Raw genomic sequence first — 12,907 nt, 5'->3', positions numbered from 1 at the left:
ATAATCCTTATTTCTGTACCACTATATTTTCTTGTGATGGATCAACGTGTTGCATCTGCAACTTCTCTGTCGCGATCCGCTCAACCCGACTGTGATCGCCAAGGGCGTTCTCTTCGAGGATCAGGTTGCGCCATTCAATATCCAGAGCGTCACGCTCCAGAACCAATTGTTCACGCTGCGCGGTTAACAGACGGGTATGGTGCGCCGTCGTCACCACGGTCACTGCCGTTATGATGATGCAAATGAACAGGCAGAGTGGCAGCTTCCCAAACCGCAGAAGATCGTCCCCGATAACGCCAGGCAAGGCATGGCGCTCGTTGCTTCCTAACGATCCTTTAACTTTGCTTAAGGCTACTGTCACTCTGCCGATCATGCGTTCGTCCTCTCTGCGATACGCAGCACTGAACTACGGGCGCGTGGATTCTCTGCCACCTCTTCTTCGCCCGGCATCAACTTGCCTAGTGCTCGCAACTGACGGCCGCCCAGTTTCCTGAGCTGCTCTTCAGTCATCGGGATCCCTGCTGGAACCTGCGGACCGCGGCTTTGCTCACGCATAAAGCGCTTCACAATGCGGTCTTCCAGCGAATGGAAACTGATAATCGACAGCCGACCACCGGGGGCCAGCACGCCGAGCGAGCTTTTTAGCGCCTGCTCTATCTCCTCCAGTTCACTGTTCACCCAGATGCGCACCGCCTGGAAGGTACGGGTCGCGGGATGTTTGTGCTTATCTTTCACCGGCGTTGCCGCCGCGATAACTTCCGCCAGCTCTTTGGTACGGGTCATCGGCTCAATGCGGTTACGCTCAACGATCGCGCGCGCGATACGTTTACCGAAACGCTCCTCGCCAAAGGTTTTGATTACCCAGGCGATGTCGGCTTCTTCGGCGGTCTGTAACCATTCGGCGGCGGACTGACCGCGAGTCGGATCCATGCGCATGTCCAGCGGACCATCGCGCATAAAGGAGAACCCGCGTTCCGCGTCGTCCAGCTGCGGTGAAGAAACGCCAAGATCGAGAAGAATACCGTCGATCTTGCCGGTAAGATTGCGCTCGGCGACGTAGTCAGCCAGCTGCGAGAAAGGACCATGTACGATGGAAAAGCGTGGGTCATCGATGGTTTGCGCAACGGCAATAGCCGTCGGGTCGCGATCGATTGCCAGCAGGCGCCCTTCCGCCCCCAGTTGGGAGAGGATCAGACGCGAGTGACCACCGCGGCCAAAGGTTCCATCAATGTAGATACCATTTGGACGAATATTCAGGCCGTTAACGGCTTCATCCAGAAGTACCGTAGTATGTTTAAAATTTTCCATCATTTTATAAAGACAAATCCTGCAGGCGCTCCGACAGTTCACCGGTAGCGGACTGCTCAGCGTCGATATCTTCCTTGACCCGTTGATACCAGGTCGTTTCATCCCACAGTTCAAATTTATTAAACTGTCCGACCAGCATCACTTCTTTTGTCAGCCCGGCATGTTGCCGCAGCACCGGCGCGATTAGCAATCGTCCGGCGCTATCCATCTGACATTCGCTGGCATGCCCCAAAAGCAGGCGCTGTACGCGCCGCTCAACGGGATTCATGCTCGACAAACGCGACAATTTTTGCTCGATGATTTCCCATTCAGGCAAAGGATAAAGCAGCAGGCACGGGTGATGAATGTCAATGGTGCATACCATTTGACCAGAAGCATCCTCGATCAGCCCGTCGCGGTAGCGCGTCGGTACGGCCAAACGGCCTTTACTGTCGAGATTGACTAACGTTGCTCCACGGAACATGCCAGCCTCACCCCTTTTCGCCACTTTACCCCACAAATTCCCACCTAAAGGAGTTTACGGAGCGGAGGAAAAGCTTGTCAAGCCAGCACTAATGCCAACGGAGCGCAAAAACCCATTATTTACAGCCGATATTAGCCCTGATGAATAAATCACCAACAAACGAGGCAAATTAACGTTATGAATACGTGTAAGAAAATAACCAACAAACCCGTAACAGTTAAAAACGACAAAATATCTTCAACGGGAAAATATAAAGTGTCAGTTTGCGACGCGAGCGGCATTTTAGGTCATTCTGATGTCCGTTAACAGTGCCGGTTGTGGACGGAGAAGCACTTGTGCCGCGGCCTGACGCTCTCAGCGGCGGGGAAGGTGGGATAAAGCGATTGTTAATTCAGCAATTATTACGAAGAATGTAACAAAACAATTCAAATTAATGCCGCTGCGCTTTTTCTTGCACCATTTGGATACAAAAAAAGCCTGCTCCAGAATAAAACAAAATAAGGCGTAAAGAAGTTTAGGGATTTGTCTGAAAGCGAATAGATTTACGAATCTCTACGTAAATTGTATGGAATATCGCCAGATGCTGATCCATCTGGCGAATAACCTACGAAGAATCTTAACCTTTTTTCGCAAATGAATCAGCGACGATTCAAACTTCCGCGATGATAGAGGTTACGACGTATACGACTTAAGCCCGGTTTCGGCTTACGTGGTTCATCCAGGCTTGCCAGTACAATCTCTAAAACGCGCTCGGCAACGTCGCGATGACGCTGCGCGACCGCCAGCACCGGGCACTGCAGGAAGTCGAGCAGTTCGTTATCACCGAAGGTGGCGATGGCCAGCTCAGATGGCAGTTTGCCCTCACGGCGCAGCGTGACATCCATCACCCCCTGCAGCAGCGGGAAAGAGGTGGTGAACAGCAGTTGCGGCATCGGATGCGTTTCCAGCCACTTTTCAAACAGCTGGGCCGCGGCTTCGCGTTCATAGCTGTTGGCATAGAGGAAGTTCACCTCGCGCGGGTCGTCTTTCCAGGCTGAACGGAACCCCTGCTCGCGCAGGAAGCTCACCGACAGCTCCGGCAGCGCTCCCAGATAGAGCAATCGGTCACCGGGGAATTTGCGCAGCTCGGCGGCAAGCATCTCAGCGTCGTCCTGATCGGCGCCGACGACGCTGGTAAAGTGTTCACGATCGAGCGCGCGGTCGAGCGCGACAATCGGGAAAGGATCGTTCGCCCAGCGCTGATAGAACGGGTGCTCCGGCGGCAGCGAAGTCGAAACGATAATTGCATCCACCTGACGCTGCAGCAGATGCTCAATACAGCGCATTTCGTTATCCGGCTGATCTTCCGAGCAGGCGATCAGCAACTGGTAGCCGCGCTGACGCGCCTGGCGCTCCAGATAGTTCGCAATACGGGTATAACTGGTATTTTCGAGATCCGGGATCACCAGACCGATTGAACGCGTGCGTCCTGCGCGCAGGCCAGCAGCGACCGCATTCGGGTGGTAGTTGTGCTCGCGCACCACCGCCATCACCTTCTCGACCGTTTTATCGCTGACGCGATACTGCTTCGCTTTGCCATTAATCACATAGCTCGCGGTGGTTCTTGAAACACCGGCCAGCCGGGCGATTTCATCCAGTTTCACAATTGCCCCTTGGGTAAGAAGTACAAAAAACAACCATTAAATAGACATACTCATTAGAGTATAGAGTTCCATTTTTATAACATCTAAACGCAGAATAGATAGCGCGGCAACCGCTTTCGTCCACAGTTCCTACGGAATTCGCAAAAAAATAACCCGACAGTTCGTGTCGGGCTGTTTTTACGTCAGTTTGTCAGGGGTTAGCGCATGATTTTATCGCCGCGCGACAGGCCGACTACTCCGGATCGCGCCACTTCAACAATGCGCGCGACATCGCGTAAAGAAGCCAGGAACGCATCCAGCTTATCGCTGGTTCCGGCCAACTGCACGGTATAAATAGATGGCGTGACGTCAATGATCTGCCCACGGAAGATCTCGGTGTTGCGTTTCACCTCTTCGCGGCCATAACCGCTGGCCTGCACTTTCACCAGCATGATTTCACGTTCGACGTGGGAGCCCTGACCCAGTTCGCTGACCCGCAGCACGTCCACCAGCTTATGTAATTGCTTTTCAATCTGCTCAATGGCTTTTTCGTCGCCCACCGTCTGGATGGTCATGCGGGACAACGTCGGATCGTCGGTTGGCGCTACCGTCAGGCTTTCAATATTGTAGCCGCGCTGCGAAAAGAGGCCGATCACCCGGGATAACGCTCCCGATTCGTTCTCCAGTAATACAGATAATATCCGGCGCATAATCAGGTTCTCTCCGTTTTGCTCAACCACATTTCGTCCATGCCGCCGCCGCGGATCTGCATGGGATAAACATGCTCGCTACCATCAACCGTAACATCAACGAACACCAGACGATTATTACGCACCTGCTCCAGGGCTTCCGCCAGCTTCGCTTCCAGCTCTTGCGGCTCGCTGATACGAATACCAACGTGGCCATAAGCCTCGGCGACGCGAACGAAGTCCGGCAGCGATTCCATATAGGACTGCGAATGGCGGCCAGAATAGAGCATATCCTGCCACTGCTTTACCATTCCGAGGTAGCGGTTATTCAGGTTCAGCACCAGCACCGGCAGTTCATACTGCAGGGCGGTGGAAAGCTCCTGAATGTTCATCTGGATGCTGCCATCGCCGGTCACGCAGATAACGGTTTCTTGCGGTAGCGCCATCTTCACGCCCAGTGCCGCTGGCAGGCCAAAGCCCATCGTGCCGAGGCCGCCGGAGTTAATCCAACGCCGTGGTTTATCGAATGGATAATAGAGCGCGGCGAACATCTGATGCTGTCCAACGTCGGAAGTCACGTAAGCATCACCGTTGGTCAGGCGCCAGATAGCCTCGATTACCGCCTGTGGTTTGATCTTGCCGCTTTGCGTGTCGTATTGCAGACAGTGACGGGAACGCCACTGTTCGATCTGCTGCCACCAGTCGCGGATCTCATCCAGCGGCTGCTGGCTCTCTTCCTGCTCAAGCAGATCAAACATCTGGTCAAGCACCTGGCGCGCGTCGCCGACGATCGGCACATCCGCCGGGACGGTCTTGGAGATCGACGTGGGATCGATATCAATATGCAGCACCGTGGCGTTCGGGCAGTACTTAGCCAAATTGTTGGTGGTACGATCGTCAAAGCGGACGCCGACTGCAAAAATAACGTCGGAATGATGCATGGTCATGTTGGCTTCATAGGTACCGTGCATCCCCAACATCCCCAGCGCCTGCTGATGAGTCGCCGGAAAAGCGCCTAAACCCATTAATGAAGAGACCACCGGTAGCTTCAGCTTTTCGACCAGCGTACGCAGCTGTGCTTCACACTGCGAATTGATTGCCCCACCGCCAACGTATACGACCGGTTTTTTCGCCGCCACCAGCGTTTGCAACGCACGTTTGATCTGCCCTTTATGACCGCTGGTTGTCGGGTTATAGGAACGCATGCTGACCGCATCCGGCCAAACATAAGGCAGCTTTTTCGCCGGATTGAGAATATCCTTCGGCAAATCGACCACTACCGGCCCCGGTCGGCCGCTGGCCGCCAGCCAGAAGGCTTTCTTTAAAATACCGGGAATATCTTCAGTCTGTTTCACGAGGAAGCTGTGTTTAACCACCGGGCGCGAGATACCGACCATATCGCACTCCTGGAAGGCATCGTAGCCAATCAGCGAGGTGGCGACCTGCCCGGAAAGAATGACCAGCGGAATAGAATCCATGTAAGCCGTGGCGATACCGGTAATAGCGTTAGTCGCTCCCGGGCCGGAGGTCACCAGCACCACCCCGACTTCGCCGGTTGCGCGCGCCAGTCCGTCGGCCATATGCACCGCCGCCTGCTCATGGCGGACCAGCACATGGTCAATGCCGCCGAGGGTATGTAATGCATCATAGATATCGAGGACCGCGCCTCCGGGATAGCCGAATACTTGCTTGACGCCCTGATCGACAAGCGATTGGACGACCATCTCGGCTCCTGACAACATCTCCATGGTTTGCCTCCAGGCTTATTGTTTTCACGACGGCGGAAGTCATTTTCCGCGCGCGTCGTATGATGCGCCGTCAAGACAGCGCATTGAGGTGAACGACTTGCTGTGCATTAACATAACTGCTCGCCAACAGGCAGGCAATTCGCCTGAGAGCGTATAGCGCGCCTCTTAAAAGCAGAAAAGAAAGCATCTGGAGAAATATATGGAGGATTGCTTCAGGAATAACAAAATGAGATAGCCAATACTCGGGAGAAACGGCTTACGGCAGAAAATCATCCATTTTTCACCGTCGGGTTGCGAGAACCCGCGGTGATAAACAGAATAATATTCTGCTTTTTTAAAGTTTACTCAGATAAGCTGGCGCTTTCGCCGCCGTTGGTCGATAACGTCGATTAGCGCTGACAGATATTCGCCAATAACTCTTCCATCCATTGATGGCCTTTATCACGACCGGCCGCTTCGTGCCAGGAGAGGAAGCAGGTACGGCTGTTGACCTTCAGCGGCAACGGTAAGATCTGCAAATCTAATTTATCAGCGAATTCATTGGCCAACCAACGTGGCGCTATTGCCACCATGTGGGTTTGCGACACCACGTTTAATACGCTAACCATGGCATTACCCTGATAAGCAATACAGGATTGTTTATCCACGGAGTCATACCACGGCTGGCTAAATGACGCATAACGATCCAATGCGACGACCGCGTGCTCTTCCTGATAAATATCCGCTTCCGTTAGCGGCCCGGAAATACGCGGATGTTTACGGTTGGCCACCAGAACCATTTCATCTTTGAATAAAGGTATGCAGGCAAACTCCGGGCGACGGAACTCTTCATAACCGATAACGAATTCAATTTCCTGATAACGCAGCTGATGTTCGGTGTTTTGATGTAGCGCTGATTTAAAGACCAGATGAATATTTGGCGCGATTTCACCAACTTTATTAAATATTAGCGAGGTTAAGTAATTATCCAATGGGCTACAAACGCAGAGGTTAAATACGCGCTCACTGCTCAGCGGTTCAAAACCGGAACCCGGCAACTCATTTTGCACCAGTTGCAATGCCTGGCGTACTGAGCCGAACAGCTGATAGGCCCGCGCCGTTGGCTGAATGCCACGCCCATAGCGAACAAACAGTTCATCATTAAACATCACCTTGAGACGAGATACCGCGTTACTCACCGCCGGTTGGGACATGCCGAGAGTGTGGGCCGCACGGGTAATATTTTGTTCCTGCATCACCGCATCAAAGACGGTCAGCAGGTTGAGATCCACCATCCGCAGTTGTGGTTTGACGACTTCCTGTCCCGGGGCTGATTTATATTCAGTATTTTCAATTAACATATCTAACTCCACCGTCACGCTAAATTCCTTTTACCAAAGTGCAGTAATTAATTAAGACAATATCATTTATCATGCATATTAAATCTGCAAAAGGGCAAAATGGAATTTTAGGAATATATCAAGGTTATGAGTAGCGACGAAAAACCTCACTGGATATCACCGGAACCCGCCTAAAACATATCATTTACTTGATGATATAAAGTGTACCCATAGATCACAGGAATAAACAACACCACCAATAGTTAATTGCAATTTAAGTATTAATTAACTATCTATTTTTTACCTGATTAAAATTAACACTTCGTTATCCTTTCGAACGACTCAATGCGGCAGCGCATAAAGGTAAAAGGCATATAACACTTTATGTTTCATTACCTTATCAACCAGGCATCCCCCATTGACATTGAGTCCTTGAATGAAAATTATTTTTTCTAATTGTTTTATTTTTCCAGCAGTCGATGAATGTCTCAAATAGGATCGTCGGCGAAATGAGGGATAATCCAGCACAATTAGCTAATTCACCTGACAGGTAAAAAACAGTTTTTATCTTGCCTGGGGTTGACATCAAAACCGCTATCCAGTAACTCTAAAAGCATATCGATTTCAACTGGAGTATGACGCATGATTCGCACCACTCGCTTCACCAGCCTACTACTACTAAACGCATCCATTGTGCGCGGTAGGCTGTTGGGCGACGTTCAGCGTTAAGTCATCTTCCAGCAAGACACTAAACCCGCGCCATTGCGCGGGTTTTTTTATGCTCGAAGCAAGGCGCCAGGCAACAGATTAAGGATCTCAACCATGAGCCAGCAAGTCATTATTTTCGATACGACCTTACGTGATGGGGAACAAGCGTTACAGGCCAGCCTGAGCGTGAAAGAGAAGCTGCAGATCGCCATGGCCCTCGAGCGTATGGGCGTCGATGTAATGGAAGTCGGTTTCCCGGTTTCTTCCCCGGGCGATTTTGAATCGGTACAGACCATCGCTCGCACCATCAAAAATAGCCGCGTTTGCGCGCTGGCGCGCTGCGTTGAGAAGGATATCGACGTGGCGGCGGAATCCTTAAAAGTGGCGGAAGCGTTCCGCATCCACACCTTCATCGCCACGTCTCCGATGCATATCGCCACCAAGCTGCGCAGCACGCTGGATGAAGTCATCGAACGCGCTATTTATATGGTGAAACGTGCGCGTAACTATACCGACGACGTGGAATTCTCCTGTGAAGACGCAGGCCGTACGCCGATCGACGATCTGGCTCGCGTCGTTGAAGCGGCTATCCGCGCCGGCGCCACGACCATTAATATCCCGGATACCGTCGGCTACACCATGCCATTCGAATACGCCAACATCATCAGCGGCCTGTATGAACGCGTACCAAACATTGATAAAGCAATTATTTCAGTCCACACCCATGATGATTTAGGTATCGCCGTCGGCAACGCCCTCGCCGCCGTCCACGCTGGCGCTCGTCAGGTAGAAGGCGCGATGAACGGTATCGGCGAACGCGCCGGTAACTGCGCGCTGGAAGAAGTCATCATGGCGATCAAGGTGCGCAAAGACATCATGAACGTGCACACCAACATCAATCACCATGAAATCTGGCGTACCAGCCAGACCGTCAGCCAAATCTGCAATATGCCGATCCCGGCTAACAAAGCTATCGTCGGTACCGGCGCCTTCGCCCACTCTTCCGGTATTCATCAGGATGGCGTGCTGAAGAACCGCGAAAACTACGAAATCATGACCCCGGAATCCATCGGCCTGAACCAGGTACAGCTGAACCTGACTTCACGCTCCGGTCGCGCGGCGGTGAAACACCGTATGGAAGAGATGGGCTACAAAGAGAGCGACTACAACCTGGATCATCTGTATGACGCGTTCCTGAAGCTGGCGGATAAAAAAGGCCAGGTCTTCGACTACGACCTGGAAGCGCTGGCATTTATCAATAAACAGCAGGAAGAGCCAGAGCATTTCCGTCTGGACTACTTCAGCGTCCAGTCTGGCTCCAGCGATATCGCTACCGCCTCTATCAAGCTGGCCTGCGGTGATGACATCAAAACCGAAGCCGCCAACGGCAACGGCCCGGTTGACGCTATCTACCAGGCAATCAACCGTGTGACAGACTACAACATCGACTTAGTGAAGTATGGCTTAAGCGCCAAAGGCCACGGCAAAGATGCGCTGGGTCAGGTGGATATTGTCGTGGAATACAACGGTCGCCGCTTCCACGGCGTCGGCCTCGCGACCGATATCGTCGAATCTTCAGCAAAAGCGATGGTACATGTGCTTAACAACATCTGGCGCGCCGCCGAAGTCGAAAAAGAATTGCAACGCCAGGCTCAGAATAAAGAGAACAACAAGGAAACCGTGTAATGTCGAAGAATTATCATATTGCCGTTTTGCCGGGTGATGGAATTGGCCCGGAAGTGATGAACCAGGCGATGAAAGTACTGGAAGCCGTTCGTAACCGTTTTTCAATGCGTATCACCACCAGCCAGTACGACGTGGGCGGCATCGCCATCGACCGTCAGGGCATGCCGCTGCCGCAAGCCACCGTTGATGGCTGCGAGCAGGCTGACGCGATTCTGTTCGGATCCGTCGGCGGCCCGAAGTGGGAACATCTGCCGCCGGCCGAACAGCCGGAGCGCGGCGCGCTGCTGCCGCTGCGTAAGCACTTCAAATTATTCAGCAACCTGCGCCCGGCTAAACTGTATCAGGGGCTGGAAGCATTCTGCCCGCTGCGCGCCGATATCGCCGCCAATGGCTTCGACATTCTGTGCGTGCGCGAACTGACCGGCGGCATCTACTTCGGTCAGCCGAAAGGTCGTGAAGGCAGCGGCCAGCATGAAAAAGCTTTCGATACTGAGGTATACCACCGCTTTGAAATCGAGCGTATCGCGCGTATTGCCTTTGAATCGGCGCGCAAGCGTCGCCATAAAGTGACGTCAATCGATAAAGCCAACGTCCTGCAGTCTTCTATCTTGTGGCGCGAAATCGTCAACGAGATTGGCAAAGAGTATCCGGATGTCGAGCTGGCGCATATGTATATCGATAATGCCACCATGCAGCTTATCAAAGATCCGTCGCAGTTCGACGTACTGCTGTGCTCCAACCTGTTTGGCGACATCCTGTCCGACGAGTGCGCGATGATCACCGGCTCTATGGGCATGTTGCCGTCCGCCAGCCTCAACGAGCAAGGTTTTGGACTGTATGAACCAGCGGGCGGCTCGGCGCCAGACATCGCGGGCAAAAATATCGCCAACCCGATTGCGCAAATCCTGTCGCTGGCGCTGCTGCTGCGCTACAGCCTGGATGCGGGCGACGCGGCGAGCGCCATTGAACGCGCTATCAACCGCGCGTTAGAAGAAGGCATTCGTACCGGCGACTTAGCGCGCGGTACGGCAGCGGTCAGTACAGATGAAATGGGCGATATCATTGCCCGCTATGTCGCGGAAGGGGTGTAATCATGGCGAAGACGTTATACGAAAAATTGTTTGATGCGCACGTGGTGTACGAAGCGCAGAACGAAACCCCGCTGCTGTATATCGACCGCCATCTGGTGCACGAAGTCACCTCTCCGCAGGCGTTTGACGGGCTGCGCGCCCATGGCCGCCAGGTGCGTCAGCCGGGTAAAACATTCGCCACCATGGATCACAACGTCTCGACGCAGACCAAAGATATCAACGCCTCCGGCGAAATGGCCCGCATCCAGATGCAGGAACTGATTAAGAACTGCAAAGAATTTGGCGTTGAGCTGTATGACTTAAATCACCCGTTCCAGGGCATCGTACACGTGATGGGCCCGGAACAGGGCGTCACCCTGCCGGGGATGACCATCGTGTGCGGCGATTCCCATACCGCGACCCATGGCGCATTCGGCGCGCTGGCATTCGGTATCGGCACCTCTGAAGTTGAACATGTGCTGGCGACTCAGACCCTGAAACAGGGGCGCGCGAAGACCATGAAAATCGAAGTCCGTGGCAAAGCGGCGCCGGGCATTACCGCGAAAGACATTGTGCTGGCAATCATTGGTAAAACCGGTAGCGCCGGCGGTACCGGCCATGTCGTCGAATTCTGCGGCGAAGCCATTCGCGATCTGAGCATGGAAGGCCGTATGACTCTGTGCAATATGGCAATCGAAATGGGCGCCAAAGCGGGTCTGGTCGCGCCTGACGAGACGACATTCAATTACGTGCAGGGCCGCCTGCACGCGCCGAAGGGCCAGGATTTCGCCGACGCGGTGGAATACTGGAAAACGCTGAAAACCGATGATGACGCCACCTTCGATACCGTGGTGACGCTGCAGGCGGAAGAGATTGCGCCGCAGGTCACCTGGGGCACCAATCCAGGCCAGGTCATCTCGGTTACCGATATTATCCCGGATCCGGCGTCGTTCAGCGATCCGGTCGAGCGCGCCAGCGCCGAAAAAGCGCTGGCCTATATGGGTCTGAAATCTGGCGTACCGTTGACCGAGGTCGCGATCGACAAAGTCTTTATCGGTTCCTGTACTAACTCGCGAATCGAAGATTTACGCGCGGCGGCGGAAATCGCCAAAGGACGTAAAGTGGCGCCGGGCGTACAGGCGCTGGTCGTTCCCGGCTCCGGCCCGGTGAAAGCGCAGGCGGAAGCCGAAGGTTTGGATAAGATTTTCATCGACGCCGGTTTTGAGTGGCGTTTACCGGGCTGCTCCATGTGCCTGGCGATGAACAACGACCGCCTGAATCCCGGCGAACGTTGCGCCTCTACCAGCAACCGTAACTTTGAAGGCCGTCAAGGCCGCGGCGGACGCACCCATTTAGTCAGCCCGGCGATGGCCGCGGCAGCAGCGGTTACCGGCCATTTCGCCGATATCCGTAACTTGAAATAAGGAGACCATCATGGCAGAGAAATTTACCCAACATACTGGCCTGGTGGTTCCGCTGGATGCCGCAAACGTCGATACCGATGCGATCATTCCAAAGCAGTTCCTGCAGAAAGTGACGCGTACTGGCTTTGGCGCGCACCTGTTTAACGACTGGCGTTTCCTCGACGACCAGGGGCAGCAACCGAACCCGGAGTTCGTGCTGAACTTCCCGCAATATAAAGGAGCGTCTATCCTGCTGGCGCGTGAAAACTTCGGCTGCGGCTCCTCGCGCGAGCACGCGCCGTGGGCGTTGACCGATTACGGTTTCAAAGTGGTAATTGCGCCAAGCTTTGCCGATATCTTTTACGGCAACAGCTTTAATAACCAACTGCTGCCGGTGACGCTCAGCGATGAGCAGGTGGACGAGCTGTTCAAGCTGGTACAGGCGAACCCGGGCATCAGCTTTGAAGTAGACCTTGAAGCGCAGGTGGTTAAAGCCGGGGATAAAACCTACAGCTTTAAAATCGACGACTTCCGCCGCCACTGTATGCTCAACGGCCTGGATAGCATCGGCCTGACGCTGCAGCATGAAGAGGCGATTTCCGCCTACGAACGCCAACAGCCCGCCTTTATGAACTAATCTTCAAGCCCGGTGAACAAGCCGGGCTTTCTCTTTTTGCCCCTCTCAGGCGCATATTAATACCTATAATTAATAGATAATTTTATCCTTCCCATCCCTCATCGTGCATTTATACCGGCATTAGCAGGCTATTTTTGTATATATCCACAATGACAAGTAAATAATCAACGGAAGTATTTAAAACAAACCGAGCAATATGTGAATTAACGGTTAACTCCATAGAAAACCCCTATAGCTCAGCGCAAAAAAAAGCA

12 protein-coding genes are annotated in these 12,907 nt (G+C 53.3%); 5 read left to right on the top strand and 7 right to left on the bottom strand.

Annotated features, from left to right (window positions below):
- Positions 1-7: 7 nt before the first annotated feature.
- From ftsL to leuO, 7 genes are all read right to left on the bottom strand, one after another.
- The gene (ftsL, locus tag ABLV07_RS19315; RefSeq protein ID WP_015704398.1) at positions 8-373 is read right to left on the bottom strand and encodes a cell division protein FtsL; all 366 of its coding nucleotides are present in this window, start codon (positions 371-373) and stop codon (positions 8-10) included.
- Positions 370-1,311 (bottom strand): 16S rRNA (cytosine(1402)-N(4))-methyltransferase RsmH, encoded by a 942-nt coding sequence (gene rsmH, locus ABLV07_RS19310; RefSeq protein ID WP_015368254.1) that lies wholly within the window; start codon positions 1,309-1,311, stop codon positions 370-372. Before rsmH ends, ftsL begins: the two co-directional genes overlap by 4 nt.
- A gap of 1 nt (position 1,312) precedes the next feature.
- Positions 1,313-1,771, bottom strand: coding sequence for a division/cell wall cluster transcriptional repressor MraZ (gene mraZ, locus ABLV07_RS19305; RefSeq protein WP_015368255.1), 459 nt, complete (start codon positions 1,769-1,771; stop codon positions 1,313-1,315).
- Between the two features lie 638 nt (positions 1,772-2,409).
- Positions 2,410-3,414: a catabolite repressor/activator gene (cra, locus tag ABLV07_RS19300; protein WP_157195062.1), complete on the bottom strand. Its 1,005-nt coding sequence runs from the start codon at positions 3,412-3,414 to the stop codon at positions 2,410-2,412.
- A 197-nt stretch (positions 3,415-3,611) separates the two neighbouring features.
- The gene (gene ilvN / locus ABLV07_RS19295; RefSeq protein WP_015368257.1) at positions 3,612-4,103 is read right to left on the bottom strand and encodes an acetolactate synthase small subunit; all 492 of its coding nucleotides are present in this window, start codon (positions 4,101-4,103) and stop codon (positions 3,612-3,614) included.
- 2 nt (positions 4,104-4,105) lie between these two features.
- Positions 4,106-5,830, bottom strand: a complete 1,725-nt coding sequence (ilvI, locus tag ABLV07_RS19290) for an acetolactate synthase 3 large subunit (protein WP_032706640.1) — start codon at positions 5,828-5,830, stop codon at positions 4,106-4,108.
- A 389-nt stretch (positions 5,831-6,219) separates the two neighbouring features.
- The gene (gene leuO, locus ABLV07_RS19285; RefSeq protein ID WP_015704394.1) at positions 6,220-7,188 is read right to left on the bottom strand and encodes a transcriptional regulator LeuO; all 969 of its coding nucleotides are present in this window, start codon (positions 7,186-7,188) and stop codon (positions 6,220-6,222) included.
- A gap of 603 nt (positions 7,189-7,791) precedes the next feature.
- Here leuO and leuL point away from each other — a divergent pair.
- The 5 genes from leuL (at position 7,792) to leuD (ending at position 12,653) form a co-directional block, all read left to right on the top strand.
- Complete coding sequence (gene leuL, locus ABLV07_RS19280) at positions 7,792-7,878, top strand: leu operon leader peptide (RefSeq protein ID WP_020079614.1); 87 nt, start codon at positions 7,792-7,794, stop codon at positions 7,876-7,878.
- Positions 7,879-7,971: 93 nt separating this feature from the next.
- Positions 7,972-9,543 carry a 2-isopropylmalate synthase gene (gene leuA / locus ABLV07_RS19275; protein ID WP_015368261.1) on the top strand — a complete coding sequence of 524 codons (1,572 nt, stop codon included), beginning with the start codon at positions 7,972-7,974 and terminating at the stop codon, positions 9,541-9,543.
- On the top strand, positions 9,543-10,634 hold the full coding sequence (leuB, locus tag ABLV07_RS19270) for a 3-isopropylmalate dehydrogenase (RefSeq protein ID WP_015368262.1): 1,092 nt from the start codon (positions 9,543-9,545) through the stop codon (positions 10,632-10,634). The genes leuA and leuB overlap by 1 nt, the downstream gene beginning before the upstream one ends.
- Positions 10,635-10,636: 2 nt before the next feature.
- Positions 10,637-12,037 carry a 3-isopropylmalate dehydratase large subunit gene (gene leuC, locus ABLV07_RS19265; RefSeq protein WP_015368263.1) on the top strand — a complete coding sequence of 467 codons (1,401 nt, stop codon included), beginning with the start codon at positions 10,637-10,639 and terminating at the stop codon, positions 12,035-12,037.
- Between the two features lie 10 nt (positions 12,038-12,047).
- Positions 12,048-12,653 (top strand): 3-isopropylmalate dehydratase small subunit, encoded by a 606-nt coding sequence (gene leuD, locus ABLV07_RS19260; protein ID WP_015704393.1) that lies wholly within the window; start codon positions 12,048-12,050, stop codon positions 12,651-12,653.
- The last annotated feature ends 254 nt before the right edge of the window (positions 12,654-12,907 follow it).

This window comes from Klebsiella sp. CN_Kp097, from assembly GCF_040064495.1.
Taxonomy (GTDB): Bacteria; Pseudomonadota; Gammaproteobacteria; order Enterobacterales; family Enterobacteriaceae; genus Klebsiella; species Klebsiella aerogenes.
Note: the sequence above shows the minus strand (reverse complement) of the source record. Positions and strands in the feature narration are given on the sequence as shown.